General features: G+C 42.5%; 19 protein-coding genes and 2 pseudogenes. 9 read left to right on the top strand and 12 right to left on the bottom strand.

The genetic code is table 11. The annotated features are described in order from the left end of the window. The first annotated feature begins 92 nt into the window (after nt 1-92). Nucleotides 93-569: a catalase gene (locus tag ACFE90_RS02300; RefSeq protein ID WP_375497351.1), complete on the top strand. Its 477-nt coding sequence runs from the start codon at nt 93-95 to the stop codon at nt 567-569. 38 nt (nt 570-607) lie between these two features. Here ACFE90_RS02300 and ACFE90_RS02295 read toward each other — a convergent pair whose 3' ends face one another. After that, complete coding sequence (locus ACFE90_RS02295; protein ID WP_375497349.1) at nt 608-1,045, bottom strand: hypothetical protein; 438 nt, start codon at nt 1,043-1,045, stop codon at nt 608-610. Nucleotides 1,046-1,377: 332 nt separating this feature from the next. On the opposite strand from ACFE90_RS02295, the pseudogene psbQ reads away from it, so the two are divergent. From psbQ to ACFE90_RS02270, 5 genes and pseudogenes are all read left to right on the top strand, one after another. Beyond that, a pseudogene (gene psbQ / locus ACFE90_RS02290) lies at nt 1,378-1,851 on the top strand (photosystem II protein PsbQ); the annotation flags it as partial. Between the two features lie 140 nt (nt 1,852-1,991). Beyond that, entirely contained in the window at nt 1,992-3,107 is a 1,116-nt protein-coding gene (locus tag ACFE90_RS02285) for an NAD(P)/FAD-dependent oxidoreductase (protein WP_375497347.1), read from the top strand. A 105-nt stretch (nt 3,108-3,212) separates the two neighbouring features. Then, the gene (locus tag ACFE90_RS02280; protein WP_375497345.1) at nt 3,213-4,064 is read left to right on the top strand and encodes an alpha/beta fold hydrolase; all 852 of its coding nucleotides are present in this window, start codon (nt 3,213-3,215) and stop codon (nt 4,062-4,064) included. Nucleotides 4,065-4,252: 188 nt separating this feature from the next. Continuing rightward, entirely contained in the window at nt 4,253-4,834 is a 582-nt protein-coding gene (gene hemJ / locus ACFE90_RS02275; RefSeq protein WP_375497343.1) for a protoporphyrinogen oxidase HemJ, read from the top strand. A gap of 462 nt (nt 4,835-5,296) precedes the next feature. Further along, nucleotides 5,297-5,476: a hypothetical protein gene (locus ACFE90_RS02270; protein WP_375497341.1), complete on the top strand. Its 180-nt coding sequence runs from the start codon at nt 5,297-5,299 to the stop codon at nt 5,474-5,476. 374 nt (nt 5,477-5,850) lie between these two features. Here ACFE90_RS02270 and ACFE90_RS02265 read toward each other — a convergent pair whose 3' ends face one another. The 5 genes from ACFE90_RS02265 to ACFE90_RS02245 form a co-directional block, all read right to left on the bottom strand. Beyond that, nucleotides 5,851-6,042: a transferase hexapeptide repeat containing protein gene (locus tag ACFE90_RS02265; RefSeq protein WP_375497339.1), complete on the bottom strand. Its 192-nt coding sequence runs from the start codon at nt 6,040-6,042 to the stop codon at nt 5,851-5,853. A 74-nt stretch (nt 6,043-6,116) separates the two neighbouring features. Further along, nucleotides 6,117-7,835, bottom strand: a complete 1,719-nt coding sequence (locus ACFE90_RS02260; protein WP_375497405.1) for an NAD+ synthase — start codon at nt 7,833-7,835, stop codon at nt 6,117-6,119. Between the two features lie 77 nt (nt 7,836-7,912). After that, nucleotides 7,913-8,659 carry an NUDIX domain-containing protein gene (locus ACFE90_RS02255; protein ID WP_292730417.1) on the bottom strand — a complete coding sequence of 249 codons (747 nt, stop codon included), beginning with the start codon at nt 8,657-8,659 and terminating at the stop codon, nt 7,913-7,915. Beyond that, a complete protein-coding gene (locus ACFE90_RS02250; protein ID WP_375497403.1) occupies nt 8,620-9,219 on the bottom strand; it encodes a nicotinate-nucleotide adenylyltransferase in 600 nt (199 codons plus the stop codon). Before ACFE90_RS02250 ends, ACFE90_RS02255 begins: the two co-directional genes overlap by 40 nt. A gap of 4 nt (nt 9,220-9,223) precedes the next feature. Continuing rightward, on the bottom strand, nt 9,224-10,660 hold the full coding sequence (locus ACFE90_RS02245) for a nicotinate phosphoribosyltransferase (protein ID WP_375497337.1): 1,437 nt from the start codon (nt 10,658-10,660) through the stop codon (nt 9,224-9,226). Between the two features lie 436 nt (nt 10,661-11,096). On the opposite strand from ACFE90_RS02245, the gene ACFE90_RS02240 reads away from it, so the two are divergent. From ACFE90_RS02240 to ACFE90_RS02230, 3 genes are all read left to right on the top strand, one after another. Continuing rightward, nucleotides 11,097-11,249, top strand: a complete 153-nt coding sequence (locus ACFE90_RS02240; RefSeq protein WP_375497335.1) for a hypothetical protein — start codon at nt 11,097-11,099, stop codon at nt 11,247-11,249. Nucleotides 11,250-11,794: 545 nt separating this feature from the next. After that, nucleotides 11,795-12,076: a hypothetical protein gene (locus ACFE90_RS02235; protein ID WP_375497333.1), complete on the top strand. Its 282-nt coding sequence runs from the start codon at nt 11,795-11,797 to the stop codon at nt 12,074-12,076. A 203-nt stretch (nt 12,077-12,279) separates the two neighbouring features. Further along, entirely contained in the window at nt 12,280-13,908 is a 1,629-nt protein-coding gene (locus ACFE90_RS02230; protein WP_375497331.1) for a Na/Pi cotransporter family protein, read from the top strand. Nucleotides 13,909-14,152: 244 nt separating this feature from the next. Here ACFE90_RS02230 and ACFE90_RS02225 read toward each other — a convergent pair. The 6 genes and pseudogenes from ACFE90_RS02225 to treZ all read right to left on the bottom strand — a co-directional run bounded on the left by ACFE90_RS02225 (nt 14,153) and on the right by treZ (nt 22,177). After that, nucleotides 14,153-14,773, bottom strand: a pseudogene (locus tag ACFE90_RS02225) (Uma2 family endonuclease). Nucleotides 14,774-14,817: 44 nt separating this feature from the next. Beyond that, a complete protein-coding gene (locus tag ACFE90_RS02220; protein ID WP_375497329.1) occupies nt 14,818-15,069 on the bottom strand; it encodes a BrnA antitoxin family protein in 252 nt (83 codons plus the stop codon). Further along, complete coding sequence (locus ACFE90_RS02215) at nt 15,044-15,328, bottom strand: BrnT family toxin (protein WP_375497327.1); 285 nt, start codon at nt 15,326-15,328, stop codon at nt 15,044-15,046. The genes ACFE90_RS02220 and ACFE90_RS02215 overlap by 26 nt, the downstream gene beginning before the upstream one ends. A 78-nt stretch (nt 15,329-15,406) precedes the next feature. Further along, nucleotides 15,407-16,924: a trehalase family glycosidase gene (locus ACFE90_RS02210; RefSeq protein ID WP_375497325.1), complete on the bottom strand. Its 1,518-nt coding sequence runs from the start codon at nt 16,922-16,924 to the stop codon at nt 15,407-15,409. Between the two features lie 97 nt (nt 16,925-17,021). Beyond that, nucleotides 17,022-19,820, bottom strand: coding sequence for a malto-oligosyltrehalose synthase (treY, locus tag ACFE90_RS02205; RefSeq protein WP_375497323.1), 2,799 nt, complete (start codon nt 19,818-19,820; stop codon nt 17,022-17,024). A 509-nt stretch (nt 19,821-20,329) separates the two neighbouring features. Next, the gene (gene treZ / locus ACFE90_RS02200; protein WP_375497401.1) at nt 20,330-22,177 is read right to left on the bottom strand and encodes a malto-oligosyltrehalose trehalohydrolase; all 1,848 of its coding nucleotides are present in this window, start codon (nt 22,175-22,177) and stop codon (nt 20,330-20,332) included. Nucleotides 22,178-22,363: the final 186 nt, after the last annotated feature.

The following is a 22,363-nucleotide window of genomic DNA, read 5'->3' as shown; positions in this document are numbered from 1 at the left end:
GCTGGGGGTTAGGTCTATATGGGACTCAACCGAGGAGTGCTATAGCTTTCATGCGTAACTGCTTATATCCTTTAAAACCTCATTTCTAGCCTTTGTCTAAAAATACTTCTCATGGCGGTGCCGCGAGTAAAGAAGGTCACAGCCCCCCTAGTAGGCATTCCCAGTCAGAGCAGGGGAACGAAGATAATCCCCAAACCAATTGCAAAGACCATAATGCAAAGTGGGATTTTTGGTCACTTAGTCCAGAATCGCTTCACCAGGTAACGATCTTGTTTTCTGACTGGGGAATTTTGAAAACCTATCGACACATGGATGGCTTTGGTAGCCACACCTTTAGTTTGATTAATACTCAGGACGATACTCTTTCAGAGTCACTTCGTGAACGCGTTTGGTGCAAATTTCACTTTAAGACTCTGCAAGGACATCAAACCTTGACGGAGGAAGAATCGGCGAAGATCAAAGGAGAAGATCCCGATCATGCGACTCACGATCTGTTTGAAGTGATCGCTAAAAAAGACTATCCCAAGTGGCGGATGTGTATTCAGGTGATGACTGAGATCCCATCGTAGCGGCGCACAGATGTGCAATGCTGTGCGCCTATGGTGTGTTACTTCATTGACTCACTTGATTTATTAAAAACTTCTAAAATCTGTCGGCAAATTTGTTTGAGCTTATCCTCGATTTCATCAGAAGGCGAAGATGCGCCGACAACACTCCAGTTTTCTACCGTAGAAAGTCGCCACGCTTCACCGCGATGATCAAATCCAGCTACTTCCACGCCGATCGCACGGCGGGAATTATTGATCGGATCTTGATAAAATCGGATTTGAATTAAAATACTGCGACTTCGCCAAGATTTGCTGATACCAGGAAAGTGAAAGCCAATATCTATAGAATCTGGATCGACTAACTCTCTGGTTTCCGGGTCATTCTTCCAGGGTTTGAGATCAGATTTGGCATCAGGAAACTCGAATTTGAACAAATTAACCACCGTAGCAATGTTGCTGGCGAGTTCAAGGTTCGTTGCCTGTTCAGCTGCGTTCACTAAAAAATACTCCTATATTGCGTCGGCATCTTCCGGGATGTGAAGACAGAAAAACCGCCAGAAGGCTTATAATATTGGTGTTTCAGCTTATCAAGACCTTTGAGATTTAGCAACTCTAAATCATATTTCCCTAACAATCCTGGCTACTAGACAGATACCAAAAATCGCTTCTTGTTGAGACTGGCTAACACCTTTTAAGTAATTATACTTAAAAAGTAGATGAAACTCTGCCGTTTGTAAAAAATATCGAGATTTTCTGCAAAATCCTTGGCTGATAAGAACGATAAATTACGCTAGCGATCTAAAATGACACTGTTAATCGGCAAAAAAACAGTAATCAAGTTCAATGTATGGCGCGTCAACGCTCGATTTTTTCATTTTTCCTAGTATTATTGGCCACATTCCTCATTAGTTGTGGCGGCCCTGGTGTCGCGGTAGCACCTCCAACTTACACAGCAACGCAACTTGAAAGAATTCAGGCTTATGTTCCTGAAATTCAGGCTGTGCGCGATCGCTCACAAGAGTTAAAAAGCCTGATCCAAAGAAGTGATTGGATCAATGTGCGTAACTTTATACATGGGCCCATAACAGAAGCAAGGCTGAACCTGACTTATGTCACTTCCAACCTTCTGCCCAAAGACCAACCGGCAGCACGTCAGATAACGCGAGATTTGTTTAACGACCTGGTTAAACTTGATAAAGCTACTAGTGCTGGCAAACCTCAACCTGCCTTGACTAGCTCTGAAGCTGCTTTTGCAGATATTGACAAATTCCTTAATCTGCTTCCTAACAAAGAAGAGGGTTAAAAGTTAGAGACGCGATTAATCGCGTCTGTACAAGAGTTAGGAGGTAGAGACGCGATTAATCGCGTCTCTACAGGAGTTAGGAATTTTAAATTTTTAACTCCTCACTTCCAACTCCTAACTTCTTATTTAAAGCACAAGTCATGAATGTAGTTATTATCGGTTGTGGTGTGGTTGGGGCTGCGATCGCATACCAACTGAGTCAAGTAAAAGGGCTGAAAATCACAGTTTGCGATCGGCAAGCACCAGCACAAGCTTCTACGGGCGCTGCACTTGGCGTTTTAATGGGCGCAATCAGCCAAAAAATTAAGGGCAAAGCTTGGCAGATGCGACAAACTAGCATCCAACGCTATGAAACTTTGATTCCTGAACTAGAAGCTTTAACAGGTCGTAAAATCCCCTTTAATCGCCAGGGAATTCTCAGTCTTGGTTTGGAAGAGGAAAATTTAGCAGCATGGGAAAAACTTGTAGAAGTTCGCCACTCTCAAGGCTGGCATTTAGAAATATGGGATAGGGCTAAACTCAAAAATATCTGTCCTCAAGTTGATCACGAAACAATTACTGGTGCTGTCTATTCTCCTCAAGACCGTCAACTTGATCCAACTGCTCTCACATTAGCTTTAGTTGAGGCTGCCCAGCAAAACGGTGTAACTTTCAAATTTGGTGTGGCTGTTTTGGATGCCCAAACCTCACCACCTGATTCTTCCCCCCAATTTTGCAATCAACTTGAGACTACAGAAGGAAAAATAGCGGCAGATTGGTTTGTAGTCGCAGCTGGGCTAGGTTCAACACCACTGACAGCAAAATTAAATCAAATAATTGATATCCGCCCCGTGTTAGGGCAAGCATTGCAAATGCACGTAGGGCATCCGTTAGGTAATCCAGACTTCCAGCCAGCGATAACGGGTAACGATGTGCATATTGTTCCTGTGGGTGGTGGAGATTATTGGGTGGGTGCAACAGTGGAATTTCCCAACAATGGCGATGAAATACCACCAAATCAAGAACTGCTGGAATCTGTTAGAGAACAAGCGATCGCATTTTGTCCAGAGTTAGCCACAGCAACTATTCTCCGCACTTGGTCGGGGTTACGTCCCCGTCCTGAAGGCCGCCCAGCCCCAGTTATTGGTAAGTTGCCAGGGTTTAGTAATGTCCTCCTAGCTACCGGACACTATCGCAACGGCGTTTTACTAGCGCCCGCTACAGCTTATGCAATTCGTGAGATGATTATTTCTCAGGGAATGGGGACTGGGGACTAGGGACTGGGGACTAGGGACTGGGGACTGAATTCTTCATATCAGTATTCAATACCCAATCCCCAATCCCCAATACCCAGTACCCAATCCCCAATATAGGAAAATAGCGTGTCAATAACAGAACATAAAATCAATGTAGATTCATTGGAATGGTTTTATCGGGAATCTTTACCAATCGGTAGAACTGACTTAGCGCCTGTGTTGTTGCTACACGGCTTAGTTTCACAAAGTTATAGTTGGCGTAATATTATACCTGCTTTGGCGAATCAGGGTACAAGAGCGATCGCTCCAGATTGGATTGGTTACGGCTTTTCTGCAAAACCAGAAAAACGAGATTTTGCTTACACTCCCGATGCTTTTATCACAGCTTTAGAAGGATTTGTTAAAGCGCTAGAACTTGAACATTTTTCTTTAGTTGTCCAAGGTTTTTTAGGTTCCGTAGGATTACAATATGCCTTGCGTCATCCAGAACAAATTGCCAATATAGCTATTTTAAATACACCAATTTCAACTGCTGCCAAATTACCCTGGAAAATTAAACAAATGGGTTTACCTTTGGCAGGTGAAGTCATGACCCAAGACCCGCTTTTGGTTGACCGGACGCTAGAAGGTGGAAGCCGTTATCGTATAGGAGATAAGGAATTAGATATTTATCGAAAACCATTTTTAAAAAGTTCTTCATCTGGGCGGAGTCTCTTATCAAGTATTCGCAATTTACAGCTTGATTCAGCAATGAAAGAAATCGAATCTGGCTTTAAAGAATGGCAACAGCCAATTCTGATTCAATGGGGTATGATTGACCCTTGGTTACCCGTAGACATTGCCGAAAATTTTGACAAATCCGTACCAAATACCGAATTAATAAAACTTAATAACGTTGGACATTATCCTCAAGAACATTACCATGAAGCGATTTTAGAAGACCTTTTACCCTTTGTGCGTCGTAAAGATGCTCATTGACAATATACTTTTGGCAAAAATCGATATTATAAAAATGAAACCACAGATAAACACTGATAATTTATCTGTAGTAAAAAAATTAATTCTGGATTTTTGCCAGACTTATAATATTATTCCAGCCTGCAATTGTGAATTTTTTATTACCATTAAAAATGAATCACAACCACAAGTAAAGGAGATTAATCTTCATGGCTTATTCATGGTTTAAAGCCTTTCATATTGTCGGATTTGTAGTTTGGTTCGCTGGTTTGTTCTACTTAGTTCGTCTTTTTATCTATCATGTTGAAGCAAACCTTGAACCTGAACCAGCGCGAACGATACTGAAAAATCAGTATCAAATTATGGAAAAGCGTCTCTACTATATCATCACTAACCCAGGAATGTTTGTGACGATCGCAATGGCTATCGGTTTATTAACCACTGAACCGGACGTTTTAAAAGAGGGTTGGTTGCATATAAAACTGCTGTTTGTTGCCATTTTAATTGGCTATCATCATTACTGCGCTCGGCTGATGAAAAAGTTAGCAGTAGATGAATGTGGCTGGAATAGTCAGCAATTACGTGCTTTAAATGAAGCACCCACAGTTATGTTAGTAGCGATCGTGTTGCTGGCTGTGTTTAAGAATAATCTACCTACAGATATCGCTGCTTGGGCTATTTTCGCCATGATTATTTTGATGGCAGTCACTATTCAACTTTACGCCAAGAAACGCAGGCAAGATAAAGAGAAATTGACAGCACAGATAGGCGAACCACAAGAACAAAGTTAGACAAAGTAAGGTAGCACAGCTATGCTACCTTACTAAATATTGCATCACAAGAATAAATCTATCAATTAACCATTACCTCATCCTGAAAAGGTTTACAGTAAATCATCCCCAGGAATCAGGTAGTGTAAAAAGTATATTTGCGATTAGCAACATAACGAGCCAAATCTGCATCTTCTGCGATCGCATCAAATGACCATTTCTCATCTTTTCCCAAGAAATCTTGTAGTTTCATTATGCACCTGCTTTTATTTACTGATTTCTAAGTATAAACATCATTTTCAAAATTGATGTTGTCTAAAACTATACTACAACCTCAAATATGATGTTATCTGGAGTCTGCGAACGCACGCACATTGCCTGAATTTAATCCTTGATACAGGCTAGATTATTAATTAGCTCAATTTCTCTGCTGCGCGTCCAAGCAGCAACTCGTCGTCAGGCATCGCCTCTGTAAAACCCCAAATGACTAACGAAGAACTGCTGCAAATTATTGAACAAGCTGTCAAATACAGAGAGATACGTAGCACGATCGCCAAACTTACCGACCTGCTGAGAGACATGAATACTCAGACTGAAGATATTCACAGCGAATCAGAATTTGAGAGATTGGTGAACGCGATCGCACAGCGTTTAGATGAGTAAAAATAACCTATTGATTAAGCTCAGAGGTTGAGCAATGTCTCCGACAAGCTAGACTTACGCCCTTTTAACTCGACAATTTGTGTTCTGAGGTGCAAGCTTTAAGTTCAAAAGTAGAATAATGAAGGTTAAAGGCGCAACTTCGAGGATAAAAGACGCAATTTCGAGGCTAAAAGACGCAATTTCGAGGCTAAAAGGCGTAACTTCGAGAATAAAAGGTGCAACTTTGAGGATTAAAGGTGCAACTTCGAGGATTAAAGGCGCAACTTCGAGGATTAAAGGTCAACCGATCGCTCTTTTAACTCGACAATTGGTGTTAAAAGGTGCAATCTTCGAGTTCAGAGATGGAATGGTGAAGGTAGAAAGTAAATCTTTGGCTATATGTCAGCGTGGCGTAATGACCGACCATACTCTAAAGCTTTCAAAAATGCTGATTCATCAGAGATTGAGCCAATAACCTTTTCCAGCCAATTATTAGAGATAGGCGCATCAATGACTCGATGTTTGATATCTACAACTGTTTGTTCAAGAGTCGCTAAACGTTGTTCAAAATTTGCTTCATCTAACATAATTTTCTTTGATAATTTAGTTTCAATGGTAATGCTTATCCGCGCCTAGACAACGCGGATGAGCATTTTGTCCATCACAACAAACTAAGGTTAGGTGTAGCTGTGGTTTTAGTCTGGTAGGCGTTTTTGACACCAACCGAGTTACTAGCAATTGGCATTCGCCAACCAGTTCCAAAAGCGCGATCGGTAATTTTTAAACCGGGGGGTGCTTGTCGCCGTTTAAATTCAGCCCGCGCTACCATTTGAATTACTCTGTCTACAATTACCGGATCGTGACCGGCTGCAACTATTTGCGCTGCTGATTGGTGATTATGAATCAGGCGTTGCAAAATATCGTCCAAAATTTCGTAAGGCGGTAGAGAGTCTTGATCAACTTGACCTGGTTTAAGTTCGGCGCTAGGTGGTTTAGTCAAGACGTTTTGCGGGATGATTTCATTATTGCGATTTAACCATTGGCAAAGTGAATACACACGGGTTTTAGGAACATCTGCAATCACCGCTAACCCGCCATTCATATCGCCGTAGAGAGTACAGTAACCAACAGCCATCTCTGATTTGTTACCAGTAGATAGGAGAAGATAGCCAAATTTATTAGCGATCGCCATTAATAAATTACCGCGAATCCGAGATTGGATATTCTCTTCTGCCAGCCCAAACTCCGTACCCGCAAATAAATCACCTAAAGTTTGATCAAAGCCTTGCATTAACTCGCCAATTGCTAAAAGATGAGTCTTAATCCCCAAATTTTCGGCTAATGCCACAGCATCGCTAATGGAATGCTCGGAACTGTAAGGGGAAGGCATGAGAACACCAAGGACATTTTCTTTACCAAGTGCAGCAGTTGCGATCGCAGCTACGATTGCAGAGTCAATCCCGCCACTTAAACCCAACACTACTTTAGAAAAGCGACACTTACGAGCGTAATCTCGCACTCCCAAAACCAAAGCTTGCCAAATTTCTTCATCTTCCGATTCATAGACAGGTGCTACAGTACCTAATTGAAAATCCCGTTGCGCTTCATTAAATTCAACTACTACTAAATCGGTATCAAAGCCACGGGCACGACACATAACTTCACCTTGACGATTCAAGGCAAAACTCCGCCCATCAAAAATTAGATCATCATTTCCCCCAACCTGATTAACATAAATCATCGGTTCTTGAAAACGTATTGCACTATGCCTGAGCATTGTTTCTCGAAACTGCTGCTTGCTTGCAGTGTAGGGGGAAGCAGACAAATTTACAATTAAATCTACACCCAAAATTGCTAAGTCAGCAATCGGATTTACTGCATAACTACGTTTACCCCAGAATTCCTCATCGTTCCATAAATCTTCGCAAATAGTTACGCCGATATGGATATCATCTAGGGTGAAATAATTAGCTTGTAAGCCTGGTTCAAAATAGCGACGTTCGTCAAATACATCGTAAGTAGGCAAAAGTCGTTTGTGAAAAACTTGCTTAACCTTGCCATCTTCTAACAAAGCCATGCTGTTAAATAAACTTTTACCGCCAGTAATAGACGCTTCGAGATTCTGTTCAACAGTTCCTACCAACACAGCTAAATTCGGTGGTAAATCCTGAGCCAAGTTTTGTAAAGTGATACCCATCGCTTCCACAAAACTAGGATTTAGTAATAAATCTCTTGGTGGATAGCCACACAAAGAAAGTTCTGGTGTCAGCAACAAACGCGTACCGCTAGATGCTGCGCGTTGTGATGCCTCCAGGATTTTTTTGGCATTTAAAAGCAAATCACCAATTGTCGGATTAATTTGAGCGATCACAATTTTCATATTATTTGTCATTAGTCATTGGTTATTTGTCATTTGTTAAGAGTCATAAGTTACTCTGGACTTTGGGTAGAGATTGGTTAAATAAACACCAAAGGCTTATCTTTTAAGGGAGCAAAAGCTTCGGCATCAAACTTATACAAACTAGCTGGACGACCAGCACCTCGTGATACCTTAATTCCGGTATCGCATAAAAAACCTAACTTGAGTAGACGCGCTCTAAAATTAGAATAATCGGAAAAATTGTCACCTAAAACTGTGGCGTATAACTGATATAAATCATTTAAGGTGAACATTTCTGGCAAGACTTCAAAAGCCACCGGACTATACTCTAATTTATTTCGCAACCGCCTATGTCCATAAGCCAAAATTTCATTATGGTCAAAAGCTAATTGCGGCACTTGTTTTACTGGATACCAAGCTATACCAGTCATGCGATCGGCAATTAATTCGGCTTCTTCAAATCGCACTAGGGCAAAGTAACTAACTGATAGATAACGCACACCATAACTATCAATTGCTTCCCGTGGATCGCGGTTCGGGCCGCCAAATGTATACAGTTGTTCTAAATAGAGATTGTTGACCTTAATTTTCTCCGCCATAATGCGATAGGCGGCATCTTCTAAAGACTCTCCTGGACGTACCAAAGTACCGGGAAGACTCCAATGATTTAAAAATGGTTCTTGCTGTCGCATTACTAGTAGAACTAACAGCCGATTTTGTACAGTATCTACAGAAAAAATTACATTATCAACACCAACCTTGAAATCGGCCAAAGGTTGTTGGTTTAACGGAGTTGGTATCTTTTTTTGTGAACGTCCTGGCATTCGTACAAATGCTCTCGATTAATATAGGCAACTACAGGGGCTGTGAGGGCTTGAGAATCTCCATGTTCGCGGTACGCTGTTGAGGAAACATCTAGACCGGTCAGACTAGCGATCGCAATCTTCCCTCCCAGCTTTTGCACTACCTCTGAACTAGATTCATCTATTGCATATCCCGGTCGCGGCACAATCAGTAGTTGTACTTCCTGTAACAAATCTTCAATGTGATACCAACGTGGTAGCTGAGTCAGTAAATCTGAACCAATAATCAACGTTAATTCAGCATCTTCACCCCAAGTAAGCTTTGCTTTTTCCACTGTTTCCAGTGTTCTGAAGCTACTCAATTCTTGTTCCAAAGCAATATTGTGCCGTGGCGCGTCTATATTCGCAATCAACAGTTGCAGCATTGCCGCCCGATGTTCTAAGGGTGTCTGATGGGACTTAAATGGATTATCTGCTGCCCAAACCGCTACCCAATCATAACGCTCAGACAACCAACTCAGAATTTCTTGATGTCCAGCAGTTGGTGGATCGGCACTAGTTCCAAACAAAGCAACTCTCATCATCTTACTTTGCGTCCTTTGCGTCCTTCTCTACGAGACGCTCCGCGATGGCGGTTCGTTTCTTAGTCTCCTCCGTCAACACCCGTAACCCCTCAGAAATCTCCACTTCTACAGCCACCGGATGATCCAAATGCCGTGTCTGTTGTGGCAAACTAGCAACTGAAGCGGCGCTACGCTGACGAATTGTTGCTAACGACTCTAACGGCTGTATCCGTTCACCTTGTTGCACTACCAACTGCAACAAAGGTTCTTCTTCCAAGGCAATTTCACCTATGAGTCCCAACCTGTCTGTTTTTACCTTACCTCCGGTATACGAGCGAAAAATCTGCTTGCGTCCTGGATAAGTAACTTTACCACTAGACTCTTTCATGACTGGGATACCATCAATGTCTACAAGTTTATAAACTCCATTTACAGGCGAACCTGTAACTAATCGCGTTCCCAGTCCGTAACCATCAATCTGGGCCCCAGCTGCTTTTAATCTGGCAATTTCCCACTCGTCCAAGTCGCCACTGACAAAAATCGGCACACCGGGAAGGAGCGATCGCACCTGTTTTGATAAGGTAACTAAATCTCCTGAGTCCAATCTCACTCCTGTTAATTGCATTTCTCCGGAATTTACTTTTTCGGCCAAGCGCCCGGCAGCAGCAATGGTATCGTAAGTATCAATCAGCAATGGCGCACCCGGAAAATATCGATGAAATGCACTAAAAGCTTGTTCTTCAGTGCCTTCTATTGCTGACAATGCCATTACCAGGGCGTGTGCCATCGTACCACTTGGCTTTTGTCCCAGTTGTAGCGCTGCTAACACATTAGAAGTGGAATCTAAACCACCTGCCAACGCCGCCCGCGCCGCCCACAAAGACCCTTGCGGACTAAATGCTCGTCTTGTGCCAAATTCTAAAAGTGTTGCTGATTCTCCCGCTATATCCCTTAACCTTGCTGCTTTTGTAGCAATCAAAGTTTGGTAATTAATCGTATTCAGCAGGTAAGTTTCTACTAGTTGTGCTTGCCAAAGTGGTGCTTCCACCCGCAACAGTGGCTGATTGGCAAAGACGGCTGTTCCTTCTGGTACTGCCCAAACATCACCCGTAAACTTACCTTCAGCTAAAAGTGACCAAAAGCGATCGCCTGCTTGAGCAAAAATTCCCGTTGCCTGTAATGCCGCAATTTGCGCCGAACTAAACCGGAATTTGGCTAAATATTCCAATGCCTGCGTTAGCCCCATTGCAATTAAATAACCAAAACCCTCTGGCAATCGTCTGACAGTCAATTCAAAGCTTGCCCGTCGTTGTTCTATACCTTCGCCTGTGTAACAAGCTGCCATCGTCAACTGGTAAAGGTCGGTCAGCAAGCTGTAATCATCCGCAGATAGGTTTAGTTCCTGGTTTTGCTGGCTTTGCTGTTTATATACATATTCCAAATCTGGCAAAGTTGTCATGCAAGAGCTTCCTTACAAGATGCTTTTCTTATTATGGTAATATTTACCATAAATAATGTCAACTATCAGCAAGTATATTTTCTGAGATTGCCGTAGAACAGTAAATTTATAGGCAAGTTAATACTAACTTCATAAAATACTTAATGTTTTTTAATAGTAATAGCTAGCAATAATGTTAATCAAAGAAGGTGGTTAATGAAGGGAAACAATATTGTTTGTTTTCGCTCTTGTCCCAACTGAGGCTGGAGAAACAACTATGTTACAATTAGAATCAAAGGGAAAAGGTTGTTTTTCTGACAAGCTAAAGTATTGCGAAGTTATCTGAATAAACATTGCATATATTCTCAATATATTGAGAATATGAGCCAGCCTTGAATATCAGTATTAGAGTAGAGGCAGCACAATTAAAGCGACTCGAAAAAAGGAGTCCAATATTATGGCTATTTCCCAAATCATTGCGAACATAACCCAGTATATTTCTGAAGCTGCAATGCGGATTTTTGGCCCTACGGATGACGCTTATCCTACTATTGGTGTACAACCTTTTACAGGTGAGCCTTACGATAAGCGTACAGATGATGCTTGGTAGTTGGTGAATATAGGAATCCAACTTGATAATAAAAGCATAATTAAGACTAAAATCTTTTTCCAGCAAGGCTTTTAGCTTAAAGTTTTTTTCATGAATCAAACTGGATTTTTCTAGTTGCAATTGATATCAACAAATACGGTTTACTTAAGGATTGTTGATGAAAGTTTGATGTGCATAGAGACATTTTCATGGAATGCCTCTATAGAAATTATGTTGCTACAAAGAACCAACATAATTTAGTTATGAATTTCATCGGATGTTTATAAAGTCTAATTCATTACTTGTTGGGTGACAAAAAGTCTCGACTAAACGAGACTTTACCCAGCTTATTTGTGGGTTAACAAGCCCTTGTTGCATTAGTTCACACAGGTGGACTTCTGTACGAGACGCTACGCGAACGCTTGTCCCTCATTTTGAGCTAAGAATAATAAATCACTAATTGCTCTTTGGCTTCTAAAAAGTAAAGTATTGCTGCAAATATCACCAGAATACTCCCCATCAACAGCGTAAACCAGCGAGTTAGGTTACGCTGACTGCGGCTGAACATGTTAGAAATTAGCGATCGCATGATTCAGGGGCAAGCAATCTATATCCCACGGCATAAACAGTTTGTAGCCAATCTTCTGCTTTCACCATCTGTAAGCGTTGCGGTAGTCGATGCACTGACATCGTTAGTTAAAGTTTATACTGCTGATTCGCTTTTAAAAGAGATGGAATTTGAGTTTCCTGTGACTGAATTTGCTCAAGTTGATGCCGCGATCGCTCAAGCTTTAGGATTACCAATAACAGCGATTAAGCAGGTGATACGTTATCGCATTGAGAACTAATACCAAATCGCACCTTTAGTTTTAACTCAGAGTATTGGTTTTAATTTTTTTCAAAAAATATTGTTTTTATTCAACTCCTGCATTTTTAGTACTTAATAAAAACTTATACTATACTTATTTAACCTTTAGTTAACCTATCCTTAAATACAGTACGTCTACCGACTTACTGTATTTATTGTCAGTTAGCAAAGTTAGGTGTGCTGATGCTGAAGACTCAAGATCCCACACAAGTCTTGATACTGTTAATTGGAGGTTCAACGCTGCTTCTATACGGAGTAAGACTAGTCACTGATGCAATGGAGCGGGTATTAGGTTCACGTTTGCGGCTGGTGATGATGAGGTTGGCGAGACATCCTTTGGCAGCTTTTATATCAGGGATTATCGTAACGATGCTAACCCAAAGCTCCACAGCAACGGCCTCAGTGATGGTGGGACTAGTCAGTGCCCAGTTGCTACCCTTAGCAGCAGCAGTGATCATGCTACTGGGAGCTGCTGTTGGCTCTACATTGGTCGTGCAACTGCTGGCATTCCACATTACTGAATATGCACAAGAGTTCCTCGGTTTAGCAGCGGCATTTGCCCTGTTGACCCAACGCAAGGCACTGCGGGATGTGGGTCGTGGTGTATTCAGTTTTGGTTTGGTATTGCAAGGTTTGGCAATGATTGATGCAAGTAGTGTCCCCATAGCCAATAATCCGATTACGAATGAAATTATGCAGGCACTCTCCCAGTCGCCTCTAGTATTGGTATTACTGGGCATCCTGCTAGCAGCAGCATTTGTCTCTAGCATTGCAGCAATCGGAATTGTTATGGCGTTGGCTGGAGGAGGTGCCCTGCCACTAGAAGCGGCTTTGGCAGTAACATTGGGTGCCAATATTGGTACAACACTCATGCCCTTACTCACTGCATTGAACCGAGGCAGTGTTGTCGGACGCCGACTAGGATTCATCTATGTTGGCACCAGGCTAGTTGGGGGAGTATTCGTGTTGGCATTGCTCAATCCCTTGACAGTGTTATTGACTCATTTGATCCCCAATCCTGCCACACAAGTAGCATTAGCACACCTGGGATTTAACTTAATATTGGCGATCGTTTTTGTGCCACTAGCAAGTCTACTTGCAGACTTAGCCACCAAACTTGTACCAGAACCTGAGACAGAAAAGAAACTAAGTGTACGTTACCTCGATCCCAATGCATTGACATTACCTGCTGTTGCACTTGGTCAAGCAATGCGTGAAGTTCTGCGGATGGCAGATTTGTCCGCAGAAATGTTGCAGCTTAGTATTCAGGCGTTTGAAGACGGGGTGAAAGATTTACCTAAACAGATTGGGGCACTTGATAACCAGCTTGACGATATGGAAACTGCTATTAAGCATTATCTGATTCAAATAAATGATGAATTGCTAACGGCAGAACAGTCGCAACGGGAGTTAACATTGCTTTCTATCAGTACGGAGTTAGAGGCAATTGGCGACATCATCGACCGACAACTCATGCGATTAGCTCGACGCAAACGGCGCAAGCAAATTGCTTTTTCTCAGCTAGAGTGGAACGACATTGTTGCTTACCACGGCGAGGTACTAGGACTGTTGCAACAAACACTAACAGGCCTGGCTGCACAAGACTCAACTATTGCAGATGAAGTATTGTCCCAGCGGCAGTGGCTGAATCAATTTAAGCGGGAAATTTATCTACGGCATCTCCAGCATCTAAGTTCAGGAGATCCTGTCAGTCTTAATGCCAGTTCCATTCTCTTAGAGATGGTTAATGCAATGAGCCGTATTCTTTCTCATATCAGTAGTATTGCCCGTGCTATTCAAGGAGAGTTGTAATTTAACCTACATTCAGCAGATATTGAAGCGGATTAAATCATGATAAAATTGAAGACAATCAAGCCTAAAATAATGGACTGGTAATCATTACAGGGTTTTTTCCTATTAAATAATCGAGTCAAGTAAATTTACGAATTTTCTTAAATTGACTTTTCCGTGACAAAATATTAACATAATCTATTTATGAACTTTAGAGATGTTTGTAAATGGCAAATTACTCAAAGCGATCGCAGCTTATAGCATTTCACTCAATGACAGATCGCCCAGCCCTAAAGATTTGTTGTGCCATTAGTTGCAAGTTGGGAAAGATTGAGGAAATAAGTTGATCGTTGTTTTGAAACAACTGTTTTTGATACTCATCCTCTATTAAGCTACAAATTGTTACCGTTGGCTGTTTGGGTTTGCCAATATATTCTCTGCCACCAATACCTAGATAATCTACAATCCAATATTCAGGAACTCCTAACAGGGCTTAATCTTCAGCTTTGCGGGCATAATCGTTCTGCCAGTTTGTACTGACAACTTCAGCAATCAATTTAATTGAGTTTCCTAATGTAATTATGGGTTCTTGTTGCCATAATGGTTCATTAATTAATTGAGTTTGGTCTAACACGATCGCATCGGGACGAAAAGCTGTTTCTGTTCCTAATAGTTTAATTAAACAGCGATGAGGGATAAAGTAGCTTAGATCCTGACGATCAATTTCTACATTCAGTTTTCGCCCAATCAATGCTAATACTTGCTCGTGTGGCCCGGTTGGTTCCATCTCAATTAATTCACCATCAATTAATTCATAGCGATCGCACTCACCGTAGTGGCTAATAAATTCATCAACGGTTATAATTTTTGGTGCTGATTGAACCATTGTGATTATTCCTCATATTTGATACGAGCCAGTAAGGTAAGGCGTTATAGCGATGAATTATGCTCAATATAAGAGCGGAGAACGGAGTTAATTAGAGATTGATAGCCTTTTCCTTTACTTTTAAACCAATCCAGAATATCTTGATCTAGTTGAATTAATGTGGTGTCTTGGCTAACAGGTTTTACCATTTTGGCTGTTTCCCAAAATTGCTGATCTAATTCAGGAATATCTGAAGTATCAATCACTGTATCAGGGATATTTTGGAGTTCTTTAAGTCGATTGGGCGAGATACTCATAGTAGGTTCTCCTTTCTTTGGGGGTGGCTTTTCGGGCAGAGATTAATCGAATTTTGCCGTTTCTGTCTGTATGGGCAACAGTAATAATTACAATGCCTTGGATTGAGCCAATACTAATTTCTCGAATTTCTTCATAGTCGTACCGTTCATCAATTGAGGTGAAAACAACACCGTTAAATATTTCTGTAGCTTCTTCAAAACTAATGCCATGTTTCTGGATATTTTGTTGGTTTTTATTTTTGTCCCATTCAAATTTCATTCAAGTATACATAAGCCATATAAAGTCAAGTGTAATCAATAAAAAAAAGGCGTGAGGAAAAAACTCACGCCTTTTTATTTAAACTTTTTTCCCACCGCCTGCTAAGAGTTCCAGAATGACTCCATTTGTCCAGCCGAAACCAACTTCGTTAGAACTATATCCAAATGAGATTTCGTCGGAAACGTTGGCAGAACAGCGTTCAACATCATATTTCTCAACTAGGGTCTTGTGACGCTCGAATTCTTTAATTACCATCGCCAGGAATTTGTTGGCAATGCGATCGCCTTCTGTATGATACCCATAACGGTGAAGTCCCTGGACAGCAATAAACGTTAATGGGGCCCAACCAAAGGGAGCATCCCACTGGTTCCCAGTGATATGAGTACTGGTAAGAATTCCGCCTGGGGCTTCAAACAAAGAGAGATTTTCTACGACGCGCTGCGCTTGGACTGGAGAAGAAATTCCCAGCCATAGGGGATAGAATGTGGTAGCAAATTCGTAGCGGCGGCGTTTTCCACTCTGGAAGTGATAGTCGAAGTAGAGTCCTCGTTCTTCATTCCAAAGAAATTGATCAATCCGATCGCGGCGGATATCTGCACGATCGCGCCATTTTTGTTCCAGTTGTTCGCGCCCCAAAATAGCGTTAATGCTTGCCATATCTTGTTCTACCTGATACAGCAAAGTGTTGAGGCACACAGGAGCGTAGTGGAGGATATCAGCACTGAAGGGGCCAAATCGGTTGGTGATATCAAAGCCGGACTCACGCATGGTGCGATCGCCCTTATAAAATAGATTGGTCAGTTGGTCATTTTCCCGGTTGTAGTAAAGATTAACGTCGTAATCTTCAACCTCAAAGGTTTGATAATATTCCTTGACGCGATCGTAGTGGCTTTTTCCCTCCTCATCTCGCTCGGAGAAGACAACTTCTGGCGCGGGGCCTTCCCCAAAGGCATAAAATCTGGATAAGCCGGTTCCAGGATTCAAATGGGGCGGTACTACCCAGTAATAGTAAAATTGTTCTAAAAGCGGGACGGCTGACCTCAACCACTCTTCATCCTGGGTGTGCTGGAATAGTGCCAAAACCATCATGCTGAGGACGGGGGGTTGCGATCGCGACAGCATATAAGTCCGGTTGGCATTGAGGATAGTGCCGTAATGCTGCACCTGGTACAATAATTGGTCTACCTGGCTTTGCGCTAGTTCCAATTCTCCATCGTGCAAAAGTCCCAGTAATATAAAGTAGCTGTCCCAGCCATACATTTCGTTAAATCGACCACCTGGGACGACATAAGGCCCTGGTAGGTATAGTAAGCCATGCTGTTTAATCGCTTCGACTTCTGAGGGCAATGTGCGAATTTCAATTGCTTGCATATCCTTGAGAGATAGCGATCGCTCTAACACAGTCTGAATGTTGGGACAATCTTCTAAGGGGGAAATGTAGACGATCCAGGGAGTGCCTGGTTTGTGGTCTAGTTTGGTATCTTTGGCAGATTGTAATAAGTGTTCGTGCGATCGCGTTAAAGTTTTCCAGGTTTTTTTAATATGGAGGCGCACGGTGTCTATCTGCGTGGTGGTAAGTGCTGGTGAGGTGATCATAATTCAGAATTTTTTTTAACGCAAAGGGACGCGAAGGGAATCGCAGAGGTACGCAGAGGTTTTAGGGGTTTTCTCTGCGTAGGATAGATTTATGTTTTTACTCGGCACTACTAACTAATAGGGCGACTGGGAAATGGGCGAGGGCAGATCCGATAGATAGGGTTTGTGTGATTTGTAAGGGTTGTTGAGTAAGGACGTTTTTCCAGGTGGGGGGAGTTCCAGGGGGTAATTGTAGGTGCGTATCTTGCCATACTGACTCGCTCAAGGGATTTTCTCCTGGCTGGATCAGGTTTGTTAAAAAGCGAGGCGCGATCGCGATCGCTGTTTGATTCCCTTCTTGCCGTGCAAAGGCGATTATGTGATTGGCGTAGGTTCCCTGAACTTCTAATGGTAAATAATCGCCGTCCTGGAATAATGAGACATAGTTTGTTCTGGCTTGGAGTAATTGAGCCGTTAAAAACAGTTTGATTCTGCCGTCGGTTTTATCACTCAGCAATTCTTGAATCAAACCTAGAATGTCGGTTTTTACTTGTTCACGGATGGCGCTTAAGTAGGTGCGTCGCTGTTCAAAATCTACCGGGCGGCGGTTATCTGGATCAACTAGGCTTAGTTCCCAAAGTTCTGTTCCTTGGTATAAATCGGGTACGCCGGGGGCGGTAATCTTCAGTAGAGTTTGAGAAAGGGAATTGAAGATACCATACTCGGCAATTCGCCCTTGAAAGGGACGAAAGGCTTCTAGAAATTCGCCAGACAGGGAAGGGTCGAGTACTTTCTCAATAAAGGAAGTACAAGCTTCTTCATACTCGCTATCAGGTCGCAACCATGCTGTATGCACTTTCGCTTCTCGAATTGCTTTAATTATATAGTCTTTTACCCGTTCCACGAAGGATGCATGTTCGTGTTCTGCAAAGGGAAACGCCCCGACTAGGGTTTGATAGAGAAAATACTCGTCGTTGCGATCAGGCATAGCGAACCCGTGGCGATGGCTACGATGTCCTCGATTCATGGCACTCCAGGTATTTACCTGCTGATCCCATTCATCGGGGATTTCTGAGAGGACATTCAATCTGGCCCGCACATCTTCGCCGCGTTTGGTGTCGTGGGTGGCTGTGGTGTTCATTGTGTGAGGCCAGGTTTCTTGATGCTGTTTGTTAAAGGCATGGAATTTAGCTAAGTCGATGCCAAAATGACCAGGATTTCCCCCGACTTCATTCAGCGACAGCAACCGATTGTAAACATATAATGTGGTGTCTTCTACGCCTTTTGCCATTAACGGGCCACTGTATTGCTGCATCCGCAAGACAAAATATATCCACTGTTCACGTTCTGTTTGAGTCAAAGAATTATCAAACTCTAGCAGCATTAACTTTTCAATAAAGGTCAGTTCGTTCTGCAACAGGGGCGCTTGTTCTTTGGCTTGATCAATTACTTCTTGAATGGTAGCGCGATCGCTTTCTCCAATCCCATCGGGTGTAATGTAGGTACGGTAAATCGGGAACAGTGTCAAAACTTCGGCGATCGCTCTTTTTAAGCCATTCAGTGTAAAATCATTGGCATAGCGATATTTGCTAGAAACATTCTTTAACAAAAGTGCCAGATTGTCAATATCACCTGCTAAATTCTTTTCCAAAATTAAGTGTTTTTTATCCTTCACTACTGATGCATAATCTACTCTGGAACTTATAAAGTTTTGGTAAATTTTATCGAAGGAGGATTCATTTTCTGTTTGACAAAATACGCCATTTACATAGTTGAGAAAGTCATAGCCAGACGTTCCTTCAATTCCCCAGTTTTTCGGTAATTCTTCGGTGAGTTCTAAAATTTTTTCGACGGTGATATAAACATCTCCCATCTTTTCTCGCAGCCTTTCGAGATACTGGATTGGGTTATAAAGTCCATCAATATGGTCAATCCGTAAACCTGTAAATTTGCCTTCTTCAACCAGCTTTTGAATAAAGCTGTGGGTATTATTAAAAACCCGCAGTTCTTCAACTTTAACGGAAATCAATTCATTGACAGTAAAGAAACGGCGGTAGTTCATTTCTTCCGCCCCAACCTTCCAGAAGGCGAGACGGTAAAACTGGTCATTCAGTAATTCATCTAGGAGGTTAAAGCTTTCTGAATTACCGGGTTCTCCGTTAAAAGTTTCGATATTTTCGTCAATGAACTCGCGGATGGCATCGTTTGTATTATAGAGTTCCCAAACCAATCCTTTAATAAATGCGATTTGGTCTTGTCGCTGTTTTCCCGCAACTTCTGAGGGTACATTTTTGAGAATATAGAGAATCCCCAATAACTTAATAAAATCGGGATGATTGCGTCCCAGTGTCCGGGTAAGTTTACCCAAATTCTGAGTGATAACTTTTGTGTAAGATTCTAACCGCAGTGGCAATTTTAAGCTGTAATAGTTGACGGTTAAACCGTTTTGTTCGTATTGCAGCTGAATGTGTCCGTTTTCCAGGGATGTACCATAGAAATCTCCCAGTAACGGCGCTAGGATTCGTTGTTGGCGATCGCCAAAGGGAGCATTCCAAGAAAGATCGAAGTAGTCGGTATAGCTGGAATCTGGGCCATGTTCCAATACGTCCATCAAGTAATCGTTTTCGCTGCTATAGGCCATGTGGTTTGGCACAATATCTTGTAACCAGCCCATACCAAGGGATTGAATTTCACTAACTAATGCATCAAAGGATTCATTAGTTCCGACTTCTGGGTTAAGTTGAGTGGCATCTACTATATCGTAGCCGTGTGTACTCCCGGATCGTGCTTTGAAAATGGGGGAAGCATATAAATCGGAAATACCTAAATCTGCTAGATAAGCTGCGATCGCTTTGGCGTTGTCAAAGCCAAACTGAGGTGTAAATTGGATTCGATAAGTGGCGGTAGGAATTCGCATATTTTTTTTGAATGGGGAGTGGGAAATTAGTAGAAACGCGATTAATCGCGTCTCTACAAAGTGGGGAGTGAGGGGGATGAGGTTTTGAGGGTAAACGCTGAACCTTTTAGAGGATGTTTGAAAAGTCCTCTTCACGGTAGCAAAAGGGTATTACTCCCCTTAATCCCCCCTTATCAAGGGGGGAAACAGGAAATCTAGTTCCCTCCCCAATACATACGGGGAGGGTTAGGGTGGGGTAAATTTTAAGGGGGGTTAGGGGGGATCAATAAGTGCCTAACATCACAGTCAACCATTTTTCAAACAACCTCTTAGCTTGAATGTTGAACCTTTTTGCTCGAACCTTAAGCCTTTTTACTCGAACATTAAGCCTTTTTACTCGAACATTAAGCCTTATTGCTCGAACGTTAAGCCTTATTGCTCGAACGTTAAGCCTTATTGCTTGAAAGTTAAGCATTATTGCTCGAACGTTGAGGTTATGAAGCTGAAACTTTAAGTTCTAACTCTCCCTCTCATGCTTTTTCATACAGTACTAAACTAGTAGGTTGCAATTTCACTTCTTGGCCCACAGACAGATGTTCAGGAGCTTCAGAACCATGCCCAGACCATGAGGTATCAGCAGAGTCCAACAATTTATTAGCATTTTGCTCAAACGGCAGAGTCACTTTCACTGAAGACGAATTGAAATTCATCACAAATATTAGTTCACTTGATTCGCACCAACGACGCACGATTACCAACTCCTTTTCTTGATCATTAGTCGCTTTGATGGAGTTACGCTCTTGATTCAAAAGTGCTGGATGCGTCTTGCGGAAATTAATTAACTGACGATACCAATCCCACAGAACTTTGTGCTTACCGTCATTGCGTAGTTCCCAGTTGAGTTTAGACTTTAGGAAAGTTTCTGCCGATTCTGGATCTGGGGGATCATCTGCATAGTGAAATGCTTCAAATTCTTGTTTGCGTCCGGCTCTAACCATTTGAATTAAATCAGGATCGGAGTGACTGACAAAGTAAATAAAGGGTGCTGTTTCGCCGTATTCTTCTCCCATGAACAACAGGGGTAAGTAGGGCGACAGCAGCACAGCCCCAGCAGCTAACTTTAATCCCTCAAAAGAGACTCGCTGGCTGAGGCGTTCTCCTTTCATTTGGTTGCCGATTTGATCGTGATTCTGAATGCACACTGAAAACTGTGATAGGGGGCGATCGCGGCAAGATACGCCATGAAATCGCTTGCGGTGTGGTGCGTATTTCCAATCGTAGATAAAAGTATCTTCATAAGCTTTTGCTAACTGAGCAGTTTGCCCAAAGTCTTGATAATATCCTTGGCGATCGCCTGTTAAAAGTGCGTGTAATGCATGGTGAAAATCATCACTCCACTGGGCATCAAGTCCGTACCCACCCAATTCTGCCGGACGAATCATTTGTGGATTATTCAGGTCACTTTCAGCAATTAGATGGCGTTTCCATTTTTGCCCTTGTTGGGAAAAATGATGAACTGCTTCCGCCAGTTCCCACAAAAAATGCTTGGCTCCCAAATCGTAAATTGCTTGAGTGGCATCCAGCCGCAATGCATCAATATGGAACTCGCCCAACCAATACAGCGCATTTTGAATGAAATAGTTTCGCACGCCCTGACTATAGGCATCGTCGAAATTCATCGCATCGCCCCACGGCGTTTTATAGGTTTTAGTAAAGTAGGGCGCGAACTGACTCATATAGTTGCCTTCTGGCCCAAAGTGGTTATACACCACATCCAATACAACAGCAATCTCATTTTGGTGACAAGCATTTACCAGTTGCTTAAGTTCGGCTGGGCTACCGTAGGAATTTTGCACAGCAAAAGGATAAACGCCATCATAACCCCAGTTGCGATATGCAAGAGTTGCTTCAATATGGGTATCTCCCGGAAACTGGGCGATGGGCATGATTTCAATGGCGTTAATTCCCAGTTCTTTCAAATCCGGTAAGCGGGGAATAATAGCGGTGAAACTTCCTTCAGGCGTGAATGTCCCAACGTGAAGTTCGTAGAAAATCATCGATTCCACAGGAACCCCAGTCCACCCTTCATCAGTCCACTCAAACTGTTGATCGACAATTTGAGACGGCCCATGTACTCCTTCTGGTTGGTACTGCGATGCGGGATCGGCAAAAGCGTCTTGCCCATTTAAGACATACCGATAAAGCGTGCCTGGATATACATCGTTGACTTTCGTTTGCCAGTATCCCTCAGACTGAGGCTTGAGCGGAATTAACTGCTGTTCTGGCGTCAAAATTTGTACAGTGACGCTCTCTAATAGCGGAGACCAAACTGTAAATTCACACTCTCCGTCACCCAAGTAGTTAGCACCAATTTTCACGCAGTATCCTCCCATCAGTTCCAGTTTGTTGTGCCAAATCGTGGCGCGATGGCGTACCCGCCCGCTATAGGCGATCGCAAATGTCATTGATTGCACAATGTTTACAAACACGCCAGATAGCATAATGGTTGGTCTACCGGGCTTTTAGCTAGCACCTGTAGGCGGATTTTTGACCAGAATAAATTC

Source organism: uncultured Nostoc sp. (genome assembly GCF_964245445.1).
GTDB lineage: Bacteria > Cyanobacteriota > Cyanobacteriia > Cyanobacteriales > Nostocaceae > Nostoc.
The sequence above is the reverse complement of the archived record's forward strand: the minus strand, read 5'-3'. Positions and strand labels throughout refer to the sequence as shown.

Excerpts from the sequence above, each read along its gene's own strand:
- ACFE90_RS02255 (WP_292730417.1), bottom strand. The coding sequence starts at position 8,659 with ATGCCAGGACGTTCACAAAAAAAGATACCAACTCCGTTAAACCAACAA.
- ACFE90_RS02230 (WP_375497331.1), top strand. The coding sequence starts at position 12,280 with ATGCTGAAGACTCAAGATCCCACACAAGTCTTGATACTGTTAATTGGA.
- ACFE90_RS02240 (WP_375497335.1), top strand. The coding sequence starts at position 11,097 with ATGGCTATTTCCCAAATCATTGCGAACATAACCCAGTATATTTCTGAA.
- hemJ (WP_375497343.1), top strand. The coding sequence starts at position 4,253 with ATGGCTTATTCATGGTTTAAAGCCTTTCATATTGTCGGATTTGTAGTT.
- ACFE90_RS02220 (WP_375497329.1), bottom strand. The coding sequence starts at position 15,069 with ATGAGTATCTCGCCCAATCGACTTAAAGAACTCCAAAATATCCCTGAT.
- ACFE90_RS02265 (WP_375497339.1), bottom strand. The coding sequence starts at position 6,042 with ATGTTAGATGAAGCAAATTTTGAACAACGTTTAGCGACTCTTGAACAA.
- ACFE90_RS02215 (WP_375497327.1), bottom strand. The coding sequence starts at position 15,328 with ATGAAATTTGAATGGGACAAAAATAAAAACCAACAAAATATCCAGAAA.
- ACFE90_RS02245 (WP_375497337.1), bottom strand. The coding sequence starts at position 10,660 with ATGACAACTTTGCCAGATTTGGAATATGTATATAAACAGCAAAGCCAG.
- ACFE90_RS02260 (WP_375497405.1), bottom strand. The coding sequence starts at position 7,835 with ATGAAAATTGTGATCGCTCAAATTAATCCGACAATTGGTGATTTGCTT.
- ACFE90_RS02285 (WP_375497347.1), top strand. The coding sequence starts at position 1,992 with ATGAATGTAGTTATTATCGGTTGTGGTGTGGTTGGGGCTGCGATCGCA.
- ACFE90_RS02210 (WP_375497325.1), bottom strand. The coding sequence starts at position 16,924 with ATGATCACCTCACCAGCACTTACCACCACGCAGATAGACACCGTGCGC.
- ACFE90_RS02270 (WP_375497341.1), top strand. The coding sequence starts at position 5,297 with ATGACTAACGAAGAACTGCTGCAAATTATTGAACAAGCTGTCAAATAC.
- ACFE90_RS02250 (WP_375497403.1), bottom strand. The coding sequence starts at position 9,219 with ATGAGAGTTGCTTTGTTTGGAACTAGTGCCGATCCACCAACTGCTGGA.
- treY (WP_375497323.1), bottom strand. The coding sequence starts at position 19,820 with ATGCGAATTCCTACCGCCACTTATCGAATCCAATTTACACCTCAGTTT.
- ACFE90_RS02235 (WP_375497333.1), top strand. The coding sequence starts at position 11,795 with ATGTTAGAAATTAGCGATCGCATGATTCAGGGGCAAGCAATCTATATC.